The organism is Novosphingobium humi (assembly GCF_028607105.1).
Taxonomy (GTDB): domain Bacteria; phylum Pseudomonadota; class Alphaproteobacteria; order Sphingomonadales; family Sphingomonadaceae; genus Novosphingobium; species Novosphingobium humi.
Map to the genome: position 1 here is coordinate 969324 of NZ_CP117417.1, position 21546 is coordinate 990869.

The following is a 21546-nucleotide window of genomic DNA, read 5'->3' on the forward strand; positions in this document are numbered from 1 at the left end:
ATAAGACAAGCGGAGAGAGGCGGCATGCTGCTGGCCATTGATGTGGGCAATACCAATGTCGTCTTTGCGCTCTATGACGGGCGCGAGATGAAGACGCGTTGGCGCATTGCCACCGATCCGCGCCGCACAGCCGATGAATTTGCGGTCTGGCTGCTGCAACTGATGACGATTGAGGGCTATTCCCGCGATCAGATTGGCGGCATGATCGTGTCGACCGTGGTGCCGCGCGCGCTGCATAATCTTCAGGTGCTGGCGACCAAATATTTCGACACCGAATTGCTGGTGGCGGGCGTAGGCAAGGCCGATTACGGCATTGATGTTGATGTGGATTCGCCCAAATCTTTGGGTGCGGACCGCGCCGTCAATGCGATTGGCGCGCATGAGAAATTTCCCGGCGATCTGATCGTCGTCGATTTCGGCACCGCCACCACCATTGACCACATCGACGGGCGAGGGGCCTATAAGGGCGGGATCATCGCACCGGGCATCAACCTTTCGCTCGATGCGCTGGTGGGCAATACGGCGAAATTGCCGCGTATCGCGATTGCCGTGCCGGAAAAGCCCGGCGTCATCGGGACCAATACCGAGGACCAGATGCTGATCGGGGTCTATTGGGGCTATGTTGCGATGATCGAGGGGCTGATCGCGCGAATGCGGGCCCAGATCGCGCGGCCCGTGACGGTGATCGCGACGGGCGGCCTTGCGGTTTTGTTCGATCATCAGCCCGGATTGTTTGACGTGGTCGAACACGACCTTACCCTTAACGGCCTGGCGCTGCTCGCCGAGCGCGCCGCAACACGATAAACTGGAGAAGTACGATAGCGCGCAAGTCTGACAATAAGGATCCGTTCACGCCCGGCAAGGAATTGCTGTTTTGCGCGCTGGGCGGGTCGGGCGAGATTGGCATGAATGTCAATCTCTATGGCGCGCATGGCAAATGGCTGATGGTCGATCTGGGCATGACCTTTGCCGGGAACGAATATCCGGGCAGCGAACTGGTCTTTGCCGATCTGGCCTTTATCGAGGAGCGGCGCGAGGATCTGGTCGGCATCGTGCTGACCCATGCGCATGAGGATCATATCGGCGCGGTGCCCTATTTCGCCGCTGATCTGGATGTGCCGCTTTATGCGACGCCCTTTACCGCGAAACTGGTGGCGGCCAAGCTGGCCGAAGCGGGGATCGAGCGCGACGTTGAATTGAACGTCATCGACCATTTCGACCAGTTTGAATTGGGGCCTTTCGGCATCCGCTATGTCCCGCTCGCCCACTCGATTGCCGAGGGGCATGCGCTGCTGATCGACACGCCCTATGGCCGGGTGTTCCATACCGGCGACTGGAAGCTGGATGATGAACCGATCATCGGCACGCCCGCCACGCCCGCGCAATTGACCGCGATTGGTGAAGAGGGCGTGCTGGCGCTGGTCTGCGACAGCACCAATGTGTTCAACCCCGCGCCTTCGGGCAGCGAGGGCGAAGTGGCCCGCGCGATGAAAGAGGAAGTCGCGCGCCACAAGGGCAAGCGCGTGCTGGTTACGACCTTTGCCAGCAATGTCGCGCGCCTGCACACGCTGGGCGAGGTGGCCAAGGCGACCAACCGACGGCTTTGCGTATCGGGCCGCTCGCTCGACCGGATCATCCAGGCCGCCGAGGGCTGCGGCTATCTGGGCAAATTGCCCGATATCATCGACCCTGAAACCGCGATGAGCCTGCCGCGTGGGCAGGTGTTGATCGTGGCCACCGGCGGGCAGGGCGAACCGCGCGCCGCCTTGGCGCGCATTGCCGAGGGCAATCATCCGATCAAGCTGGAGTCGGGCGATGTGGTGCTGTTTTCCAGCCGCCAGATCCCAGGCAATGAGATCGCCATCGGGCGCATCCAGAACCAGTTGGCGGGCGACGGCATCACCGTCGTCACCGACCGTCAGGCCGACATTCACGTTTCGGGCCATCCGGGGCGGCCCGAGCTGGAGGCCATCTATAGCTGGCTGCGGCCCCAGATCCTGATGCCGGTGCATGGCGAAATGCGCCACATGCGCGAGCAGGCCAAGGTCGGCAAGGAAAGCGGCATCCCCACGCAGGTGGTGCAGAAGAACGGCGATCTGGTGCGTTTGGCGCCGGGCCGTCCGGGCAAATTTGCCGAAGTGCCGAACGGACGCCTTGTGCTGGATGGTGACATTATTGCGCCCGCCGATGGCGAAGCGGTGGTGATGCGCCGCCGTCTGGCCTGGCATGGCGTGCTGATGGTGGCGGTGTCCGGCCGGGCGCGGCACAACGAATATGCCGTTCAGGTGGCGGGTCTGGGTCTGCCGCTGGTCGAGGATTACGAGGCCTTTGTGGCCGAGGCGCAGAATGATGTGGTCGAGGCGCTGGGCAAATTGCGCGGGGCCGACAAGCGCAACGAAAGCGCGATGGCCGAGGCGGCGCGTCTGGCCGCGCGGCGGGCCGCAACCCGCTGGTGCGGCAAGAAGCCGCAGGTCAAGGTGATGATGATGGTGGAGGGGCTGGATCGGTGAAACTGGCCTCCATCTTTGCCATCTATTTGCTTTTCTGGGTCATTTCGGCCTTTCTGGTGTTGCCCTTCGGGATCCGCACACCCGATGAGACAGGCGAGGAAATGGTCAAGGGGCAGGCCACCAGCGCGCCGGGCAATTTCCGCCCAGGCCGCGTGGCGATTCGCGCGACGGTGGTTTCGACTATCCTTTTTGCGCTGTTTTACGCCAATTATGTCTATGATTGGGTGCGGATCGAGGATCTCGCACCCTTTCACGTGCCTGCCTCGTTGGAAAAGGATTAGGCGCGCATTCCCTATGCCCGCAGGCGTTCGATCGCCTGCGCCAGCGCGACATAAAGCTTGCCCATATCCGAGGACAACAGCGTCACCGTGATCGCATGGCCATCGCGCGTCGAGAGCAGATGGCGCAGCATCGCTTCGAAATCATGGATATAGCGGTTCACATGGGCCTGAAACGCGCCGTCATTCTCATAGAGATGCAGCACATGGCGCGCATCGCCCGTATCGAGCAGGCGCACCGCGCGGCGGGTGAAAATGCCCCGGTCGCCGCGCAGATAGGCCGCCCAGGCGGTGTCGGCCACTTCGGTGTCCAGCGCGCGGGTGATGTCCACGGCCTTGGATTGCAGCATGTCGGTGATGATGGCCATCCGGCGTGAGAAATCGCCGTCCATGCGATCCTCGGCCTTGTCGCGCGCCTCGGCCACGCGGGTTTCGAGATGAGCGATCACGCTTTCCACCTCGCGCAACTGATCGCGCAACTGGTGCGCCGCCTCGCGGCTGATGCCCAACGCATGGGCGGCGGCCTGCTCCAATTGTCCTGTGATCTCGCTGGCCTTGAGACGCATCGCCCGCTCCAGCGCCGCACCGCTCTCATTCGACAATTGATCGGCCAGCGCAGTGACATGCGCCGCGCCCTGACTTTCGATCAGGGCCAGCGTCTGCATCACGCTGCCGCCCAATTGGCGGATGGCCTCGCCCAATTCGCCCTGCGCGTCGCTGGCGATGCGCTGGGCCTCGCTCTCCACCTGCGCCAGATGGTCGCGCAGCAGGCCAACGGCCGTATCCTGCGCGCTCAGTGCATGGCCAACGCCCAAGGCCACGCCCTGGGCCTGATCCATCCGCTGGGCCAGCATCTCGCCCTGCGCGCCCGCCTCGACCACAATGCCGCGCAGCGCCTGAATCCGCGCCTCGAACCCGGCCAATTGTTCCTCGCTCTGCGCCAGCGCGGGGGGCAGCGTCTCGCGGCTGTGCAGGACCGAGGACTGGATCAGATCGAGCAGGCGGACGCTCGATTCGGTCAGCTTTTCCAAACCCCTGTCCGTCTCGCCCAGTCGCCGTTCCAGCCCTTCAAGCCGCTGCTCCATCGCGCCCGACACCGCCGCATCGGCCGCCGCAATCGCTTCCAGCCGCGCCTCGGCCTGCGCCAGACGCAGGCTGGTCGCCTCGCTCATCACGCCCAGCTTGCCTGCGCGCTCGATGGCGGCATCGTGGCGCTGGGCCAATTCGCGGTCGAGGCGGGACAGATCATTGGTCAGGCGCGCCGTCGCCGCCTGCCAGTCACCCAGCGCCACGGCCTCATTCTCGCGCAGAGAACGGCCGATCGTCGCCGCCTCGTCCCGCAGCGCCGACAGGCGCGCGCGCAGCGAGGTCAGCGCCTCGGCCTCATCCTGATCCAGCCGGGCGCGGGTGGCCGCAATCTCTTCGCCCATGACCGCGGCGCGCCTTTGCAGCGCGTCGCGGGCCTCGGCCTCATGGCGATCGAGATCCAGCGCAAAGCCGGTCGAGCGGGCCTCCAGCGCGTCGAAGCGCCCGGTGATCACCGCGTCCAACTGCTGCGTCCGGCTCTCCAGCGCGGCCAGCCCGCTCTCGATCCGCTCGCGCAGGGCCGTCACCTGCAATTCGCTCGACTGGCCAAAATCCTGCAAACGTTCCAGACCTTTGACCATGTCCTGAAGATGGGCATGGGCGATTCGGCCCGCGTTGCCGATATTGCTGGTCACATCCTTGGCCGCATTGGTGATGACGGGCAGATGGACGCGCAATTGCTCCATATTGTTCAGTGCGGCGGCGCTGACATTGCCGATCACCTCGACCTGCGCGGCATTGTCGCGCACCAGCGAATCGATGCGTCCGGCGCTCTGGCCGATCCGGTCAACGGCGGTGCGGCCCAACGCATCCAACTCGCGGGTCTGCGCCGCCAGAAATTCGCGGGCCAGACTGAGTTCCCGGTTCAGCGAGGTCAGCCTTTCCTCCAGCGCCTGCGATTCGCGGCGCAGCAGCGCTGCGGCATCGCCAAAGCGGGCGGCCTCACGGCGGCTCGATCGCTGCACGATCAGATAAACCAGCGCGATCAGCAGCACCGGGGGCGACCATTGCAGCGCCAATGCGCTCCACGCATCGGGCGTGCGCGCGGCGGCCATGGCCCCGGCCTGACCGGCGGCAAACAGCGCGCTCCAACCCGCCGCCAAAGCCAGCGCCACCACCGGCGGCACCCATTCGGGCATCCGGCGCGGCGCAGGCCCGCCCTCATCCCAGCCTGCCTCTTCCTCGCCTCCTGTCAGCGCGTCTAAGGGTATGCCCTTATTCACTTCTTCCTCGGAAGATAGCTGGGCCTCGATGCTGTAGATGGGTGTTCCGCTCGCCATCCCTCCTTGATAGCGCACAAGCCGCCTTTGGGGAAACACTGCTTTAACTTCTGCGGTGTAGTGTGGCGCTTATGGCTTATGAAGCAGGTGCCCTTGACGCGACCCTCGCCGCCGCCGCTGGCGATGATCCGGTATTGATGCGCGAATTGCGCGCGAGCTTTCATGAAAGCCTTGCGCGGCAGATCGACCTGCTGCGCCGCGCACGCTGCGATGGCAATTGGGAGGTCGCCGCGATGCGCCTCAAAGGGCTCGCCGCCAGTTTTCAGGTTTGGCCGCTGATCGCGCTGGCCGATCAGGCGCTTGATGGCGCGCCGGGCGATCCGGTCGTACTGCGCCAGTTGCAAGCGTTTCTGGATGAATTTCCGCTGGGTTGATCTTGCCGCGCGCATTCGGGTGGCGGTTGCGTATCGCTGCTTGGCATAATCGTTGGCCTTGATTACAACCCGCCCGGTTCGGCCAGATTGGCATTTCCGGAGAATGTTTTGCGCGTTGCGCTTTTATCCCTGATCGCGCCCGTCACCGGCGAAAGTGGCGGGGCAGGTGGCGTCCCCGGCGGCGCATCTCCCATTTTGCCGCGCGGATTGATGCGGCTGGGCGGGCATACGCTGGCGCGGCATCAATTGGCCATTGCGCTTTCATTGGGGTGCGACCGGGTGATCGTGGTGGCGCCGGGCGGGCTCGACGGGCTGCTCCCGCTGCAACATGCCGCCGAAAAGGCGGGCGCCTTGTTTCACCGCGTCACCGGCGCGCATGGCATCATGGGGCTGGTCAGCGCGCAGGACGAGGTGATCGCGCTGGGTGATGGCGTGTTGGCTTGGCCGGATCTGGCGCAGGAACTGCTGGCGACGCCCACTGTGCTGGTGCAGCCGGTCGAACGGGGCGTGGCCGCCGGTTTTGAGCGGCTCGATTTCAATTACGCCTCGGCTGGGGCGATGCGCTTTCCGGGCCGTCTGGTCGAGCGCCTGTCCGAATTGCCGGGTGATGTCGAACCCTTCGCCTGTCTCCAGCGAATCGCTTTGCAGGGCGGTGTGCCCCAGCGTTCGGTGCCCGATGAGGTGATCGCGCAGGGGCGGTGGAACCTGCTCCATAACGAACGCGAAATTCAGGCGGTCGAACCGGACTGGATCAGTCATCATTTGTTCGACGATGGCCCGCTGCAACCCTCCGAATGGCTGGCGGGGCAGGTGGTGCGTCTGGCCGGGCCCGCCTTGCTCGAGGCCGGATCGGGCGGAACGGTGGTGGCCATGGCGGCGGGCGTGCTGGCCGCGCTGGGGCTGGTGGCGGGGGGCTTTGGCGCCTTGACGCTGGGGCTGATGCTGGTGGCGCTGGCGTGGCTGGGTTTTGCCTGCGCCTCTATGTTTGGCCGTTTTGAGCGGCGTTCGCTGCGTTTGCCCCGGCCCCGTCTGGCGCCTGCGGTCATCTATCGCTGGATTGTCGATGCCGTTTTGCTGGTCCTGCTGGGGCTGGCGCATGGCGAGCGAGGCTATGTCGCGGGCCTGTTCGCGCCGCTGATGCTGCTGGGGCTGATCCGCCTGGTGCCGGCGGTGGTGGCGAGTCGCAAGGCGGCGTGGATGGAGGATCGGGCGCTGCTCGCGCTGGTGCTCTCGCTGCTTTCGCTGCTTGGTTTGTTGCGCAATGGGGTGGCGGTTTTGGCGGTTGCGCTGCTGCTGGGCGGCATAATTATGGCCGGAAGGCAAAATCGGCTAACGCCAGCTTAACACCCTATCCACTATAGTGGGTCCATGACCGACCGTATGTCTGAAGCTCCTGGCAGGGATTCGAGTGATTCCTCGCTGCGCCTGCAACTGGCGCGGGGCGATGCTGTGGTGGGGTCGGTGGTGCCGGTCTTGCGGCATTTGCTGGTCTGCGGCGATCAGGGCCTGTTCGGCGACGATGTGCTGGCGCGGCTGCGCGCGATGCTCGACGATCTGGCGAATCAGTTGGAATATGCGTTGGTCGATGCGGGCGGGCGCGGCGGCATTATCGACATGCTGATGGAGCAATTGCCCGAGGTTCCGGGCCTGCTGGCGCATCTTCACGCGCTGGCGCTGGAATGGCAAATGACCCAGCGTCTGGCCGACCGCCTTGGAGTCGATCCGGTGGTTTCGCCTTTGCTTCAGGCGCTTATCGCATCGAGCGAGGCGGAGACTTCGGCGCGAGGCATGAAATTGCTGGCCGCGCAGGCTCGTTTTGCCCAGAATCAGCGCCGGATGCAGCTCCCCTTGAGCGAACTGCCCGCCGAATTGCTGCATGGCGTGCTGGTCGCGCTGCATGTCGCGGTTGAGGAGGATGGAGAGGCCGCCGCCCATGCCGCTCAGGCGCTGCGCGAACATTATGATGAGGCGTCGACCCGGCTTGGGCTGCTGGCGCAGCTGGTGGCGGCGATGGGCGCGGGCTCGGTGGCGGCGCTGGCTCTGGCCCATGGCGGGGTGGCGATGTTTGCCTCGGCGCTGGCTCTGGCGGGCGATGGATCGCGCGAATCGGTGCTGCTCTCAATGCGCGACGGGCAACAGGCGCGCCTGTCGGTGGCGCTGCGCGCGGGCGGGGCCAAACTGGGTGTGATCGAGGAAAATCTGCTCATCCTCCATCCGCAGACGATCCGCCCCGACGGTCTGGCGCGGCTCAGCGTCGAACGGGCGGGCGAATTGCTGGTCGAGGCGGCGCAGGCTTTGGGGCGCCTTGCATGAGCGCGCCTGAGCGCATTCAGGTTGAGGCGCAAAGCGATGGTGAGGATCGGCTGCTGCGGGCAGACGAACCGCTCTCGGCGCTTCAGATCCGCTGCGGCGGAACGATTCCGGGCGCGATTGCCGTGCCCGAACTGCGCGAACTGGTCAGCAAGGCGCGCGGATTCGGCCTGAAACTGGCGCGGCCGATCATTGCGCAGGATGGGCAGGAAACCATCCGCGCATGGATCGAGGTGACGCCGCAAGAGGGCGGCTGCCTGATCATCCTGCGCCACTGGCAGGCAAGCAGCCTGCCGCCCGAACCGGCCGATCTGGCCAACCGGCGGCGCGTTGAGATTGACAGGGCGCTGGCCGAACTGACCGCGCGGCTCGATCCGGGCCAGCGTCTGATGACGGTCGATGCTTTGGCCGGTGATCTGGCGCAGGTGGCGCAGGCGATGCGCGGCGGGATCGGGCGGCCATGGACCGATTTTGTCGACGTGCCCGGCTCTGGGCAGCGGCAGCCTTTGCATTGGCGCCTGCTTGATGGGGCAACCGTGGTGGTGCCAGGATCGCAGCGCGTGTGGCGCGCGACGATCCTGCCGCAGACCGGACCGGAGGGCGAAACACTCGGTTTTGACCTGTGCCTGACCAGCGATCAGCCTTTGCCGGAACCGGCCGAACCAGCGGTCGCTGCTCCCAGCCCGCCAAGCAAGGCCAGCTCGGTGATCGGGCGCGAAATGGCCCCGGTTCTGCGCCAGCCCATCGCGCGCATCATCGCCAATGCCGAAACCATCCGCACCCGCCGCGCAGGGCCGCTGACCGAGGAATATGCCGGTTATGCGGGCGATATCGCGGCGGCGGGCCAGCATCTGCTGACGCTGATCGAGGATCTCTCCGATATGGAGATCATTGAGGCGGAAGGTTTCGCTCCGGCGGCGGACCGTATCGACCTTGCCGATGTGGCGCGGCGGGCGGCGGGCATTCTGGGCGTGCGGGCGCGGGAAAAGGGCATCACCATCCATGCGCCGGACGAAACCATGCATCTGGGCGCGGTGGGCGAATTTCGCCGGGTGCTTCAGGTGCTGCTCAATCTGATCGGCAATGCCATTCGTTACAGTCCTGAAAATTCGGCCATCTCGGTGCTGCTGACCGCAGGGGCAGGGCGCGCGCGGATCACCATCGCGGATCAGGGGCCGGGCCTTTCGCCGCAGGATGCGGCCCGCGTGTTCGACAAATTCGAACGGCTGGGGCGCAGCGGCGACGGCGGATCGGGGCTGGGGCTCTATATCTCGCGGCGTCTGGCGCGGGCGATGGGGGGTGAACTCAGCGTTGAGGGCCATCAGGGGCAGGGCGCGCGGTTTGTACTGGAATTGCCGCAGGGGTAGGGGTTTTAAGATAAGAGTGCCTCCGGCGGGCCAAGGGCGGGGGCCATTTGCAGTCCCGTTAATTTGGGTTGGATTTGAGGTGTTGCGCCATAATCATGAAAGCCTGCGGCGCTGAATAGAGGCGCCGCAGGCTTTCGCTTTTCCAAGGCCGCGTCCGACACAAAACGCCGAATCCCAAACACAACGCAGACAGTAATGGGAGCGCGAGGGTTTAGACCCTCGTATTCAACCCCTTTCTCAATACCCAAACCCCAAACAAAAACGCGGGGGAAAGTTTCCCTTCCCCCGCGTTCCTGAATGGTCGAGCCTTAAGGCTTAACGCTGGCCAACGGGCACGTAATCGCGCTGCGTCGGGCCGGTGTAGAGCTGGCGCGGACGACCGATCTTCTGGCTGGGATCTTCGATCATTTCGTTCCACTGGGCCACCCAGCCCACGGTGCGCGCCAGAGCGAAGAGCACGGTGAACATGGTGGTGGGGAAGCCGATGGCCGACAGGATGATGCCCGAATAGAAGTCGACGTTGGGGAACAGCTTCTTTTCGATGAAGTAGGGATCGTTCAGCGCGATCTCTTCAAGGCGCAGCGCGGTTTCGAACAGCGGGTCCTGAACATTGAGCGCGTCGAACACTTCGCGCACGGTCTTTTGCATCACGGTCGCGCGCGGGTCGCGGTTCTTGTAAACGCGGTGGCCAAAGCCCATCAGGCGGAACGGATCGTTCTTGTCCTTGGCGCGCTCGATATAGTGCGGGATCTTGTCGGGCGTGCCGATTTCGCGCAGCATATTGAGGCAGGCTTCGTTCGCGCCGCCATGGGCCGGACCCCACAGGCAGGCGATGCCGGCGGCAACGCAGGCAAACGGGTTGGCGCCCGAGGACCCTGCCAGACGCACGGTCGAGGTCGAAGCATTCTGTTCGTGGTCGGCGTGCAGGATGAAGATGCGGTCCATCGCCTTTTCGACGGCGGGCACAACTTCATATTCTTCGGCCGGAACGCCAAAGGTCATGCGCAGGAAGTTGCCGGCATAGGACAGCTTGTTGTCGGGATAGACGAAGGGCTGACCCACCGAATACTTGTAGGCCATGGCGGCAATCGTCGGGATCTTCGCGATCAGGCGGTGGGCCGAGATGCGGCGCTGCACCGGATCGGAGATATCCGTGCTGTCATGATAGAAGGCCGAGAGCGCGCCGACCACGCCGACCATGATGGCCATCGGGTGAGCGTCGCGGCGGAAGCCCTTGAAGAAGCTGGAAAGCTGCTCATGCACCATCGTGTGGCGCGTGATCGTGCGCGTAAAGCCGTCCAGTTCGGCGGCGCTGGGCAGTTCGCCGTTCAGCAGGAGGTAGCAGACCTCCATGAAGGACGAATTTTCGGCCAGCTGACCGATCGGATAGCCGCGATGCAGCAGCACACCCTCGTCGCCGTCGATATAGGTCAGCGCGCTTTCGCACGATGCCGTCGAAGTGAAGCCGGGGTCATAGGTGAATGCGCCAGTCTGGGCATAGAGCTTGCGGATGTCGATAACATCCGGCCCAACGCTGCCCTTCAGGATCGGAGATTCAACTTCCTTGCCCTCGACGATGAACTTTGCCGTATCACCCACCGCAACACTCCTTGTACTTTGGCTCTAAATATGGGCTCAAATGTTTGTGGTTTCCATTTGCTCCGCGATGCGCGCGAGGCTTTCCTCTCGCCCAAGTAGGATCAAAACGTCGAAAATGCCCGGAGACGTGGTTTGCCCGGTCAGCGCCGCGCGAAGCGGTTGCGCCAGTTTACCAAGACCGAGCCCAAGCTCGCCGGCCAGTGATTTGACCGTGGCCTCCAGGGCCTCGATTGTCCAGTGCGTTTCCTGCAACAGCGTTGCGTGTATTTTTTGGAGAATGGCGCGCGCTTCCTCGGTCAGCAGCGCGGCGGCCTTTTCCTCCAGCGCCAACGGGCGCGACACGAACAGGAAGCGCGCAGCTCCCGCCAACTCATTGAGATCCTTGGCGCGAACCTTCAACACCGGCATGGCGCGGGCCAACAGGTCGAGATCCACCGGCAGATCGGTGATCCGCGCAGCCACCAGACCGGCCAGACGCGCATCATCGGCCTCGCGCAGGTAATGGCCATTGAGATTGGCCAACTTGGCAAAGTCGAAACGCGAGGCGCCCTTGTTTACATCCTTGATGTCGAACCATTCGATGGCTTGGGCAATCGAGATGATTTCCTCATCCCCATGACCCCAGCCAAGCCGCATCAGATAGTTGAGTACGGCCTCGGGCAGCAGACCCATGTCGTCGCGATAGGCGTCCACACCCAGCGCACCGTGACGCTTGGACAGTTTCGCCCCGTCCGCGCCATGGATCAGTGGGATATGGCCATATTCGGGATCGGGCCAATTGCCTTCGATGGCATCCATCGCGCGGATGATCACCAACTGACGAAAGGCATTGTTGATATGGTCATCGCCGCGGATCACATGGGTCACGCCCATATCGTGATCGTCGACCACCACGGCCAGCATATAGGTCGGCGTACCGTCGCTGCGCAGGATGATGAAGTCATCCAGCTCAACGTTCTGTACCGTGATGCTGCCCTGCACCAGATCGTCGATCACGGTCGCGCCTTCGCGGGGCGCCTTGATGCGCACGACATAGGGCTGACCCTCGGGCCATTGATCGGGCGTGGCGTCGCGCCAGGGCGACTGGATACGGAACGGGCGCTTTTCGGCCTGCGCCGCCTCGCGCATCGCGGTCAGCTCTTCCTGCGTCAGATAGCAGCGATAGGCATGACCAGCCTCCAGCAGCTTATGCGCCACCTCGGCATGGCGGGGCGAGCGCTCGAACTGCATCACCGCAGGCTGATCGCCATCCAGACCCAGCCAGCGCAGACCGTCAAAGATCGCGTCAATGGCCGCGTCGGTCGAACGCGCACGGTCGGTATCTTCGATGCGGAGCAGATATTGGCCGCCATTTGCACGGGCATAGAGCCAGTTGAACAGAGCCGTCCGCGCGCCGCCAATATGCAGAAAACCTGTGGGAGAAGGCGCAAAACGGGTGACAACAGGGCGTTTGCCGGTGCTATTGCTGCCAGCCAACCCCGAACTTGTCATTCCCTTGTCCTTTCTGTCCTATAAGGGCCCATGGTTCCAGCGACCCACAGCAACACCCAATCGGCAGAGCGTCCCGCCTCTTTGGGGGGGGATAGCGCTGCAACGCAACATGGCCCTTGGCGCAGCCGCGCGCGCTTGGCAAGTTTTGCTTTGGTCTTAGAGCATTTTCTGTTGAACGCCGGGCCGACCCTTGCGCCATGGCTGGCCGTGGGCATGGCGGCGGGGGTGGCCGGGTGGTTCGTGCTGGCCGATTGGCCGCAATGGATATGTTTGATAACATTATGTTTGTTGGTGGCGCTCGCGGCCGGTATGTTTCTGCGCCGGGGCGGCGATCTGGTCTGCCTGCCTCGCGCGGTTTTGTCGCTTTCTTTGTCGGTCGCTCTTGGCTGCGGTCTGGTCTGGTGCAAGTCGACCTTGGTCGGCGCGCCCGCGATTCCCGGCCCGTTGGTGCTCGATCTGCGCGCCGTGGTGATCGAGCGACAGGAATTGACCGCCCAATCGCGGATTCGGTTGGTGGTGGGCCTGCGCCTGCCGGGCGGGGATCGGGCAATCAAGGCGCGAATCTCTTTAAAGCCCAATGACTTGGCTCCGGGTGCCTGTGAGGGGGCGGTGGTGCAGTTGCGCGCAAGGCTCTTCCCCCCGGCCCCGCCGCGCCTGCCAGGAGGCTATGATTTCGCCCGCGCGGCATGGTTTGACGGTCTGGCCGCCACGGGCAGCGCGCTGGGGCCGGTTGAGGTCGAGTCGCAGGGCGCGGAGTCGGGCCTTGCGCCATGGCGCCACGCACTGGCGGCCCATGTGCGCGCGGCGGTGCCCGGATCGGCGGGCGGCATGGCGGCGGCCTTTGCCAGCGGCGAGCGCGGCGGCATCTCGCCGCAGGACGAGGCCGCAATGCGCAATGCCGGCCTGACGCATCTGCTTTCCGTCTCCGGTCTGCATGTCAGCGCGGTGGTGGCCGCGACCTATCTTCTTGCCTTGCGGCTGCTGGGCCTGTGGCCATGGCTGGTGCTGCGCGTCCGCCTGCCTTTGCTGGCCGGAGGGATCGGCGGGCTGGCGGCAATCGCCTATACGCTGCTGACCGGGGCGGAGGTGCCGACGGTGCGTTCCTGCCTTGGCGCGCTGCTGGCTCTGGCGGCGATGGCGGCGGGGCGGCGCCCCTTTTCGGTGCGTTTGCTGGCGCTGGCGGCTGGGTTTGTCATGCTGCTGTGGCCCGAGGCGGTGGTGGGCCCAAGTTTCCAGATGAGCTTTGGGTCGGTGTTGGCAATTGTGGCTTTGCATGAGGCCGCGCCCGTCCGCGCCTTCCTTGCCCGGCGTCAGGAAGGCTGGTGGATCCGACTGGGCCGCGATCTGGCGATGCTGCTGCTGACAGGGCTGGTGATCGAACTGGCGCTGATGCCGGTGGCCTTCTTCCATTTCCACCGCGCGGGGATCTATGGATCGCTGGCCAATCTGGTCGCTATCCCCCTGACGACTTTTGTTTCCATGCCGCTGATAGGGGCGGGATTGGCCTTCGATCTGGTTGGGGCGGGGGCGCTTTTCTGGCATCTGTGTGGCTGGTCGCTCGATCTGCTGCTGGCGCTGGCGCGATGGGTGGCGGCGCGCCCGGATGCGGTGGCGCAACTGCCGATGATGGGCGGCGAGGCCTATGGTTTCATGGTGCTGGGGATGCTGTGGCTGGCGCTGTGGCGAGGGCGTGTCCGGTTGCTGGGGCTGATCCCGGCGGTGGCGGGGTGCCTGTGGCTGGCGTTGCTGACCCCGCCCGATGTGGTCATCGCCGGTGATGGGCGCCAACTTGGCCTGATCGACCCGCAGAGTCACCAATTGCTGATGCTCGGGCAGGGCCGCTCCACCTACGCCCGTGACAGCATGCAGGAGGCGATGGGCACCACCGGCGAGGCCATTCCAATCGAACAATGGCGCGGCGCGCAATGCAACGAGAGCTTTTGCCGCATCACCGTCACGCATGGGGGGCGCAACTGGCGCATTCTTGCGGCGCGGGGCGGGGGGATGGTGGAGGAAAAGGCGATGGCGACGGCCTGCGCCTATGTCGATGTTGTCGTGTCGCGCGTGGCGCTTGCGCCCTCATGCCGCCCCCGTCTGCTGCGGGCGGACGAACCCTTGCTCTATCGCACCGGGGGCATCGCGCTCTATCTGGCGCAGGGGCGGATCGTCACCGTGGCGCAAAGTCAAGGGCAGCATCCATGGTGGCGCGCGCCCAGCCTGAAACCGCAGGAGGGGAGCATTGCGCCCCCCTCTGTTCTGTCCCCGGATCAGTGATACCGGCGCAGCAATCCGGCCAGTTTACCCTGCACCTGCACCTCGCCGGGCTGATAATATTGCGGATCATAGGCCGCATTGGCCGGATCGAGCCGCACCATGCCGCGTTCGCGCCGCAGATATTTGAGCGTCGCTTCCTCGCCACGCACCAGCGCAACGACGATCTCGCCCTCACGCGCGATATCGGTCTTGCGGATCAACGCCAGATCGCCGTCAAGGATGCCCGCCTCGACCATGGAATCGCCCGACACCTCAAGCGCATAGTGATCGCCCGCGCCCAGCAGCGCAGCGGGCACCGGCAGCATCGTCTGCCCCTCCAGCGCCTCGATCGGCACACCCGCCGCGATCCGCCCATGCAGCGGGATTTCCACCACATCATTGGCGGGCGAAGGCGCCGCAGGCCTGGCCAGTTCAACCGGCTTTTTCGGCGCGGCAGGTTTGGCCCCGACCGGGGGCGTCACATCCTCGGGCTGGCGCAAAACCTCCAGCGCGCGGGCGCGGTTGGGCAGGCGGCGGATAAAGCCGCGTTCTTCCAAAGCGGAGATCAGCCGATGCACCCCCGATTTCGACTTCAGATCCAGCGCTTCCTTCATTTCCTCAAAGCTGGGCGAGACGCCGGACTCTTCGAGACTGGACTGGATGAAGCGCAGCAATTCGTGCTGTTTGCGGGTGAGCATAGAAACCTCCCAACGGGGGTGTTGCGTGAACAATTGCGGAACAATTACGCAACCATTACCCCTTCGTCAAGCGTTTCCGCCATTTTCGATCAAATGGATGCGCATCATTTCGCCCGCCGCCTTTGCCGGGGCATAGGCGTCATGTTCGATCAGGCAATTGCTGGCCGCCATAGCCGCCAGCGCCGAGGAATCGCGCATCGGGCGCGGCATCACATCGCGCCCGTCCCACCATCCGCGAATGAACTCGCGCCGGTCCGCTCCCGGCCCCAGCGGTTCGGTCAATTGCGCCACCGCCGTGCGGGGCAAGGGATCGCCCGCGCCCTGCATTGCGCGCAGCAGCGGCAGCAGGAACAGATGGGCGGTCACAAAACTCGACACCGGATTGCCGGGCAGGCCGATCACCACCTGCGATCCGCGCGTGGCCACCAGCAAGGGCTTGCCGGGCCGGATCGCAACCTTCCAGAAATCGACCTGCGCACCCCAACGCAACAACGCGGGCTGGATCAGGTCATGATCGCCCACTGAGGCCCCGCCGCTGGTGACGATCACATCGGCATCGCTCGCGCGCGCCAGCGCCGCATCCAGCGCGTCCAGATCATCGGCCACCGGCCCCAGCCGCAGAATATCCCCCGCCAACCCGGCCGCCATCGCCCCCAGCATCGCGCCATTGCTGGCGGGCAGGCGGTCGGGCGGGCAGGGCAGGCCCGGCGCGATCAACTCATCCCCGCTGTCGAGGATCGCCAGACGCGGGCGCCGCCGCACGCAGAGCCCACCATGCCCCGCCGCAATCGCCAGTGCCAGTTGTGCCGCACCGATCCGCGTACCTGCGGGCAGAACCATGTCGCCGTCGCGGAAATCCAGACCCTTGCGGCGGATGTGGCGCCCCTCCGGCTTGGGCGGGGTTCCGGTCAGGGTGAGGTGATTGCCTTCGCGCGCGGTGTCTTCCTGACACAGCACCACGCCCGCGCCCTCGGGCACCAGCGCACCGGTCGAAATGCGCACCGCCTGTCCGGGGTGAACCACGCCCGCAAAGGGATGGCCCGCTGCGCTTTCGCCCACAATTTCCCAAGGCCCGGCCAGATCGCCCGGCGCCAGCGCATAGCCGTCCATCGCCGACAGATCAGCGGCGGGCTGTGTCCGGCGGGCCAGAAGTGGTTCGGCCAGATAGCGGCCCAACGCGGCCCCAATCGGCGTTTCCTGCGCCTGCGTCAGCCCGGCCAATGCCAGCACCCGCGCCTGCGCTTCCTCCAAAGGCAGCGGGGCGCGGCTCATTCTTCGGCCTTCCAATGGCCCGATTTGCCGCCGCGCTTTTCGATCAGGCGGACTTCCTCGATCACCATGCCCTTGTCGATCGCCTTGGCCATGTCGTAAATGGTCAGGAGCGCGAGCGAAACTGCGGTCAAGGCCTCCATCTCCACCCCGGTTTTGCCGGTCAGACTGGCCGTGGCCGTGGCCCGGATCGCGCCTTCCTCGACGGCAAAATCGATGCTCACGCTGTGCAGCGGCAGCGGGTGGCACAAAGGGATCAGATCGGCGGTTTTCTTGGCCGCCATGATCCCGGCAATGCGGGCTGCGGCCAGAACATCACCCTTTGGCACATCGCCATCGCGGATCGCGTTGAGCGCCGCCGCGCTCATGCGGATGCGGCCTGCGGCAATCGCCACGCGCGCGGTTTCGGCCTTGGCGCCGACATCGACCATGCGTGCATGGCCCTGGGCATCGAGATGGGTCAATTCGCTCATGCTTCTCTCTTGCCAAAGCGGAGGCATCAGGCAACGAAGAAATGCGCGAGTTGGTGTAAGCCGACTTCAAGATTTTGAGGGAATAGGGAAATATGGCCGAAATTATTGCCCGGCATTTGATTTATGATGGCTGGTATCGCTTTTCCCGGCTGGAATTGCGGATGCCCGACGGCACCGTGGCCGAACGTCACCTGATCGACAATGGACAGGCGGTGGCGGTGCTCCCCTTTGACCGGGCGCGGCGGGTGGCGATGCTGATCACCCAGCCGCGCGCGGCGGTGCTCGATGCGGGCCACCCCCCCTTGCTGGAGGCGATCGCAGGCGGACTCGATGGGGCCAGCCCGGAGGAGCGCATCCATGAGGAGGCGATGGAGGAGGGCGGCATTCGCCTTTCCGCGCTCGAACCTTTGGCCAATATCTGGCCCATCCCGCCGGTTTCGACCGAGCGGGTGATGCTCTATCTGGCCGAATACAGCGCTGCGGACCGGGTGGGCGCGGGCGGCGGGGCAGAGGATGAAGACGAGCATATCAGCGTGGTCGAGATCAGCCTTGACGCCCTGCGCGACCGGGTGATGGCCGGAACGCTGGAGGACGCCAAGACGCTGATTCTGGCGCAGGCCCTGATGCTGCGCCACCCCGAACTCTGGAGTTAAAACCCCAGCAGGGCGCGGGTTGCCGCGCTCACATCGGCCTGCCGCATCAGGCTTTCCCCGACAAGGAAAGTCCGCGCCCCGCAAGGGGCCAGACGCAGCAGGTCGGCATGGGTGTTGATCCCGCTCTCGGCCACCAGCAACGTGCCCTCTGGCGCGAGTGGGGCAAGGCGCTCGGTGGTGGCGATGTCGGTCTTGAAGGTTTTCAGGTTGCGGTTGTTCACCCCGATCAGGCGCGATTTGAGATTGGCGGCGCGCGCCATCTCTTCCTCGTCATGCACCTCGACCAGAACGGACATCCCGCGCTCGATGGCGGCGGCCTCGATCTCGGCCATCTGGGCGTCCGACAGGGCCGCCACGATGATCAGGATCGCATCGGCCCCGATGGCACGGGCCTCGGCCACCTGCCACGGATCGACCATGAAATCCTTGCGCAGGACCGGCAGATCGCAGGCTGCGCGCGCCGCGATCAGGTAATCCTCATGCCCCTGAAAATAGGGCGCATCGGTCAGGATCGACAGGCAGGCCGCACCCCCCGCCTGATAGGCGCGGGCATGGGCTGGCGGATCGAAATCGGCACGGATCAATCCCTTGGACGGGCTGGCCTTCTTGATCTCGGCAATCAGCGCGAAGCCACCCGCAGCCTTTGCGCGCAGCGCCGCCTCAAACCCGCGCGTGGGGGTCTGTTCGCTGGCGCGCGCGTCGAGGTCAGCGATGCTCGCCAAAGGCTTGCGCGCGGCAACTTCCTCGCGCTTGGTGTCGCAGATTTGGGTCAGTTTGTCGGTCATTCGCAAGCCTTGATCCAGCAATCGAGCAGCCCTTTGGCCAGCCCCTTGTCAATGGCCTCTGCGGCCTCTTCGGCGCCTTCGCGCCAGTTGGAAACCTCGCCCGCCACCATCAGCGCACCGGCAGCGTTGAGCAGCACCGCATCGCGGTAGGCCCCATGCTCGCCCATCAGCAGGCGGTGCAAAGCATCGGCATTATAGGCCGGATCGCCGCCCTTGATCGCCTCGACCGGATATTCGGGCAGGCCCGCGTCCGCAGGCGTCACCCGCTTCATCGCCACCCCGTCGCCGCGCACATCAGCCACTTCATTGCCGCCCGCAAGGCTGAGTTCGTCCAGCCCCTCGTCGCCCGAAATGACAAAGCTGCGCTCCGTGCCGAGGCGGCGGATCGCCTCGGCATAGATCGGCACATAGGCCGGGCGCGCGATGCCCACCAGTTGATGGCGCACACCCGCCGGATTGGCCAGCGGCCCCATCAGGTTGAAAATCGTGCGCGTGCCCAGCGCCCGGCGGATCGGGGCGATATGTTTGAGGCTGGGATGATGCGCCTGTGCAAACAGAAATGCGATGCCGATCTCGCCCAGCGTGCTTTCGGCGCGCTCTCCGGCATGGGCCAGATTGAGGCCCAAAGCCTCCAGCGTATCGGCCGCCCCCGCCTTGGACGAGGCCGCCCGGTTGCCATGCTTGGCCACCGGCACGCCACAGGCCGCGACCACCAGCGAGACGGCGGTGGACACGTTGAGCGTATGATGCCCATCGCCCCCGGTGCCGCACACATCAATGGCGCCTTCGGGCGCATGGACCGCGATCATCCGCGCGCGCATCGCCCGCGCCGCGCCTGCGATTTCGCTCGATGTTTCCCCGCGTGCCGACAGGGCGACGAGAAAATCGGCAATCGCCTCGTCGGACACCTGACGGTCAAGGATCGCACCGAAAATGCTCTCGGCTTCACCCTCGTCAAAGGGGTGGGCCGTCACCTCGGGCAGGGCGGTCATGCGGGCATGCGGGCATCAATCCCGCAGAGTTTCAGATAATTGGCCAGCATCGCATGGCCATGCTGGGTGGCGATGCTTTCCGGGTGAAACTGCACCCCGTGGATCGGCAGCGAGACATGGCGAAAGCCCATCACATGCCCGTCGTCGCTGCGCGCGTTCACATGCAGGCAGGCCGGAATATCCGTCACGATCAGCGAGTGATACCGCGTGGCGATAAAGGGCGAAGGGATGCCTTCGAACACGCCGCTGTTGTCATGGGTGACCGGGCTGGTCTTGCCATGCATCAGGCCGCCGCGCTGCACCGTGCCGCCGAAATACTGACCGATGGACTGATGGCCAAGGCATACGCCCAGCAGGGGTTTGCCCGCATCCGCCGCCGCGCCCACCAGATCAAGGCTGATCCCGGCCTCATTGGGCGTGCAGGGGCCGGGCGAAAGCAAGAAACCGGCCGCGCCGCTGTCAATCGCTTGCGCGGCGGTCAACGCGTCATTGCGCACTACTTCCACCTCGGCGCCCAATTCCATGATGTAATGGACCAGATTCCAGGTGAAGCTGTCGTAATTGTCGATGACGAGGATTTTATTATTCATTGCCCAAACCCCGCTTCCTGCGCCACGCGCACCGCCTCACGGGCGGCGGCAAAGAGGGCGCCGGATTTATGTTCGCATTCGCGCTGTTCATAGACCGGATCGCTGTCGGCCACGATGCCCGCGCCCGCCTGCACGTGCAGCACGCCATCCTTGACGATGCCGGTGCGCAGCACGATGCAACTGTCCAGATTGCCGTCCGGCCCGAAATAGCCCACGCCGCCCGCATAGGCGCCGCGCGTTTCCGGCTCCAGACCGGCGATGATCTGGCCCGCCCGCACCTTGGGCGCGCCCGACACGGTGCCCGCCGGGAAACCGGCAAAGACCGCGTCAATCGCATCGGCCCGGTTGGTGTCCAATTCGCCCACCACGTTTGAAACGATATGCATCACATGGCTGTAGCGCTCGACAGTGTAGCTTTCGGTGACCTTGACCGTGCCCTTGGCGGCCACGCGGCCCACATCGTTGCGCCCCAGATCGAGCAGCATCAGATGTTCGGCGCGCTCTTTCTGATCTTCCAGCAGGCTGATCTCATTGGCCTTGTCCTCGGCCGGAGTCCTGCCGCGCGGGCGGGTGCCCGCGATGGGCCGGATGGTCACTTCGCGCGCGCCGTTTTCCTTGGCGCGCACACGCACCAGAATTTCCGGGCTGGAGCCCACCACGGCAAAACCGGGCAGGTCGAGGAAATAGAGGAAGGGCGAGGGATTGACCCGCCGCAGCGACCGATAAAGCGAGAGCGGTGGCAGGGTAAAGGGCGCGGTGAAGCGCTGGGCCAGCACGACCTGAAAGATGTCGCCCGCCTCGATATATTGCTTGGCGCGTTCGACCATTTCGCCATAGCGGCCCGGCGCCATCACCGGGGTCGGCATCGGCATGGGCATGTCGGGCGCGGCGCGCACAGGTTCGGGCGCGGGGGCGGCCAGCGCGCGCAGAGCGTCATCAATCCGCTCCTGTGCCACTTCCAGTGCAGCCTCAGGCGCGCGACCCGAGGGCCAGACCGGCGCGACAGCAAACAATTCATCGCCCAACCGGTCGAACACCAGGATCACCGTGGGGCGGACAAACAGCATGTCGGGCAATTCTAACGCGCTTTGCGGGGCGCGGGGCAGCTTTTCGACGAGGCCAAAGGTTTCATAGCCGAAATAGCCCACGATGCAGGCCAGCGCCGGGGGCAGCGCGGCGGGCACATCCATCCGGCAGCTTTCCACCAGACGCCGCAGTTCGCTTAAAGCATCGCCTGCCAGAGGCTCAAACGCCTCGCGGTCCTGCGCCCAGACGCGGTTGATTTCGGCCGCATGACCCGTGGCGCGGAACACCAGATCGGGGGCCAGACCCAGCAGGCTGTAACGCCCGCGCACCTCGCCGCCCTCGACCGATTCGAGCAGGAAATCGCCCCGCTCGCCCGCGAACAGCTTGACCGCCGCGCCCACGGGTGTCTCGGTGTCGGCAATGACGCGACGCCACACCAGCGCCGGATTCCCGCCAGACAGCAGGGAAAGGGCGGCGTCCCAGTTTTCTGGGCGATGGGTGTTGTCGGTCAT

Annotated in this window: 19 protein-coding genes; 9 read left to right on the forward strand and 10 right to left on the reverse strand. The window is 65.0% G+C overall.

The features are described 5' to 3' along the window. Nucleotides 1-24 precede the first annotated feature (24 nt). The 3 genes from PQ457_RS04365 to PQ457_RS04375 all read left to right on the forward strand — a co-directional run bounded on the left by PQ457_RS04365 (nucleotide 25) and on the right by PQ457_RS04375 (nucleotide 2791). Complete coding sequence (locus PQ457_RS04365) at nucleotides 25-804, forward strand: type III pantothenate kinase (protein WP_273618549.1); 780 nt, start codon at nucleotides 25-27, stop codon at nucleotides 802-804. Between the two features lie 101 nt (nucleotides 805-905). After that, complete coding sequence (locus tag PQ457_RS04370) at nucleotides 906-2510, forward strand: ribonuclease J (protein ID WP_273618550.1); 1605 nt, start codon at nucleotides 906-908, stop codon at nucleotides 2508-2510. Then, entirely contained in the window at nucleotides 2507-2791 is a 285-nt protein-coding gene (locus PQ457_RS04375; RefSeq protein ID WP_273618551.1) for a DUF1467 family protein, read from the forward strand. The genes PQ457_RS04370 and PQ457_RS04375 overlap by 4 nt, the downstream gene beginning before the upstream one ends. Nucleotides 2792-2802: 11 nt before the next feature. Here PQ457_RS04375 and PQ457_RS04380 read toward each other — a convergent pair whose 3' ends face one another. Beyond that, entirely contained in the window at nucleotides 2803-5154 is a 2352-nt protein-coding gene (locus PQ457_RS04380) for a coiled-coil domain-containing protein (protein WP_273618552.1), read from the reverse strand. A 71-nt stretch (nucleotides 5155-5225) separates the two neighbouring features. Between PQ457_RS04380 and PQ457_RS04385 the strand changes: the two genes are divergently transcribed. From PQ457_RS04385 to PQ457_RS04400, 4 genes are all read left to right on the forward strand, one after another. Then, on the forward strand, nucleotides 5226-5528 hold the full coding sequence (locus tag PQ457_RS04385) for an Hpt domain-containing protein (protein ID WP_168602404.1): 303 nt from the start codon (nucleotides 5226-5228) through the stop codon (nucleotides 5526-5528). A 210-nt stretch (nucleotides 5529-5738) separates the two neighbouring features. Then, nucleotides 5739-6872 carry a hypothetical protein gene (locus PQ457_RS04390; protein ID WP_273618553.1) on the forward strand — a complete coding sequence of 378 codons (1134 nt, stop codon included), beginning with the start codon at nucleotides 5739-5741 and terminating at the stop codon, nucleotides 6870-6872. 36 nt (nucleotides 6873-6908) lie between these two features. Next, entirely contained in the window at nucleotides 6909-7841 is a 933-nt protein-coding gene (locus tag PQ457_RS04395) for a hypothetical protein (protein ID WP_273618554.1), read from the forward strand. Continuing rightward, on the forward strand, nucleotides 7838-9205 hold the full coding sequence (locus PQ457_RS04400) for a sensor histidine kinase (protein WP_273618555.1): 1368 nt from the start codon (nucleotides 7838-7840) through the stop codon (nucleotides 9203-9205). Before PQ457_RS04395 ends, PQ457_RS04400 begins: the two co-directional genes overlap by 4 nt. Nucleotides 9206-9520: 315 nt before the next feature. On the opposite strand, the gene gltA is transcribed toward PQ457_RS04400, so the two are convergent. Continuing rightward, the gene (gltA, locus tag PQ457_RS04405; protein WP_273618556.1) at nucleotides 9521-10804 is read right to left on the reverse strand and encodes a citrate synthase; all 1284 of its coding nucleotides are present in this window, start codon (nucleotides 10802-10804) and stop codon (nucleotides 9521-9523) included. A 36-nt stretch (nucleotides 10805-10840) separates the two neighbouring features. Further along, the gene (gltX, locus tag PQ457_RS04410) at nucleotides 10841-12295 is read right to left on the reverse strand and encodes a glutamate--tRNA ligase (RefSeq protein WP_273618557.1); all 1455 of its coding nucleotides are present in this window, start codon (nucleotides 12293-12295) and stop codon (nucleotides 10841-10843) included. 171 nt (nucleotides 12296-12466) lie between these two features. Here gltX and PQ457_RS04415 point away from each other — a divergent pair, with 171 nt between their 5' ends. Continuing rightward, a complete protein-coding gene (locus PQ457_RS04415) occupies nucleotides 12467-14569 on the forward strand; it encodes a ComEC/Rec2 family competence protein (RefSeq protein WP_273618558.1) in 2103 nt (700 codons plus the stop codon). Here the strand turns inward: PQ457_RS04415 and lexA are convergent. The 3 genes from lexA to moaC form a co-directional block, all read right to left on the reverse strand. After that, nucleotides 14563-15246, reverse strand: coding sequence for a transcriptional repressor LexA (gene lexA / locus PQ457_RS04420; RefSeq protein ID WP_273618559.1), 684 nt, complete (start codon nucleotides 15244-15246; stop codon nucleotides 14563-14565). The two genes, PQ457_RS04415 and lexA, sit on opposite strands and share 7 nt — an antisense overlap. A gap of 66 nt (nucleotides 15247-15312) precedes the next feature. Beyond that, nucleotides 15313-16518, reverse strand: a complete 1206-nt coding sequence (locus tag PQ457_RS04425; protein WP_273618560.1) for a molybdopterin molybdotransferase MoeA — start codon at nucleotides 16516-16518, stop codon at nucleotides 15313-15315. Then, complete coding sequence (gene moaC / locus PQ457_RS04430; RefSeq protein ID WP_273618561.1) at nucleotides 16515-16988, reverse strand: cyclic pyranopterin monophosphate synthase MoaC; 474 nt, start codon at nucleotides 16986-16988, stop codon at nucleotides 16515-16517. Before moaC ends, PQ457_RS04425 begins: the two co-directional genes overlap by 4 nt. A 92-nt stretch (nucleotides 16989-17080) precedes the next feature. Between moaC and PQ457_RS04435 the strand changes: the two genes are divergently transcribed. Next, nucleotides 17081-17641, forward strand: coding sequence for an NUDIX hydrolase (locus PQ457_RS04435; RefSeq protein ID WP_273618562.1), 561 nt, complete (start codon nucleotides 17081-17083; stop codon nucleotides 17639-17641). Here PQ457_RS04435 and trpC read toward each other — a convergent pair. From trpC to PQ457_RS04455, 4 genes are read right to left on the reverse strand one after another with little or no spacing between them, the layout of a single operon-like run. After that, entirely contained in the window at nucleotides 17638-18426 is a 789-nt protein-coding gene (gene trpC / locus PQ457_RS04440; protein WP_273618563.1) for an indole-3-glycerol phosphate synthase TrpC, read from the reverse strand. The genes PQ457_RS04435 and trpC overlap by 4 nt on opposite strands. Continuing rightward, nucleotides 18423-19418: an anthranilate phosphoribosyltransferase gene (trpD, locus tag PQ457_RS04445; RefSeq protein WP_273618564.1), complete on the reverse strand. Its 996-nt coding sequence runs from the start codon at nucleotides 19416-19418 to the stop codon at nucleotides 18423-18425. The genes trpC and trpD overlap by 4 nt, the downstream gene beginning before the upstream one ends. Next, complete coding sequence (locus tag PQ457_RS04450; protein ID WP_273618565.1) at nucleotides 19415-20008, reverse strand: anthranilate synthase component II; 594 nt, start codon at nucleotides 20006-20008, stop codon at nucleotides 19415-19417. Before PQ457_RS04450 ends, trpD begins: the two co-directional genes overlap by 4 nt. Further along, a complete protein-coding gene (locus PQ457_RS04455; protein ID WP_273618566.1) occupies nucleotides 20005-21546 on the reverse strand; it encodes an anthranilate synthase component I family protein in 1542 nt (513 codons plus the stop codon). The genes PQ457_RS04450 and PQ457_RS04455 overlap by 4 nt, the downstream gene beginning before the upstream one ends.

Bases quoted from the DNA above. Each gene is read 5' to 3' on its own strand.
- PQ457_RS04370 (WP_273618550.1), top strand. From the start codon at position 906: ATGAATGTCAATCTCTATGGCGCGCATGGCAAATGGCTGATGGTCGAT.
- PQ457_RS04390 (WP_273618553.1), top strand. From the start codon at position 5,739: ATGCGGCTGGGCGGGCATACGCTGGCGCGGCATCAATTGGCCATTGCG.
- PQ457_RS04385 (WP_168602404.1), top strand. From the start codon at position 5,226: ATGGCTTATGAAGCAGGTGCCCTTGACGCGACCCTCGCCGCCGCCGCT.
- trpC (WP_273618563.1), bottom strand. From the start codon at position 18,426: ATGACCGACAAACTGACCCAAATCTGCGACACCAAGCGCGAGGAAGTT.
- gltX (WP_273618557.1), bottom strand. From the start codon at position 12,295: ATGACAAGTTCGGGGTTGGCTGGCAGCAATAGCACCGGCAAACGCCCT.
- PQ457_RS04450 (WP_273618565.1), bottom strand. From the start codon at position 20,008: ATGAATAATAAAATCCTCGTCATCGACAATTACGACAGCTTCACCTGG.
- PQ457_RS04395 (WP_273618554.1), top strand. From the start codon at position 6,909: ATGTCTGAAGCTCCTGGCAGGGATTCGAGTGATTCCTCGCTGCGCCTG.
- PQ457_RS04380 (WP_273618552.1), bottom strand. From the start codon at position 5,154: ATGGCGAGCGGAACACCCATCTACAGCATCGAGGCCCAGCTATCTTCC.
- trpD (WP_273618564.1), bottom strand. From the start codon at position 19,418: ATGACCGCCCTGCCCGAGGTGACGGCCCACCCCTTTGACGAGGGTGAA.
- PQ457_RS04400 (WP_273618555.1), top strand. From the start codon at position 7,838: ATGAGCGCGCCTGAGCGCATTCAGGTTGAGGCGCAAAGCGATGGTGAG.
- PQ457_RS04455 (WP_273618566.1), bottom strand. From the start codon at position 21,546: ATGACCGACAACACCCATCGCCCAGAAAACTGGGACGCCGCCCTTTCC.
- PQ457_RS04365 (WP_273618549.1), top strand. From the start codon at position 25: ATGCTGCTGGCCATTGATGTGGGCAATACCAATGTCGTCTTTGCGCTC.
- PQ457_RS04435 (WP_273618562.1), top strand. From the start codon at position 17,081: ATGGCCGAAATTATTGCCCGGCATTTGATTTATGATGGCTGGTATCGC.
- moaC (WP_273618561.1), bottom strand. From the start codon at position 16,988: ATGAGCGAATTGACCCATCTCGATGCCCAGGGCCATGCACGCATGGTC.
- lexA (WP_273618559.1), bottom strand. From the start codon at position 15,246: ATGCTCACCCGCAAACAGCACGAATTGCTGCGCTTCATCCAGTCCAGT.
- PQ457_RS04425 (WP_273618560.1), bottom strand. From the start codon at position 16,518: ATGAGCCGCGCCCCGCTGCCTTTGGAGGAAGCGCAGGCGCGGGTGCTG.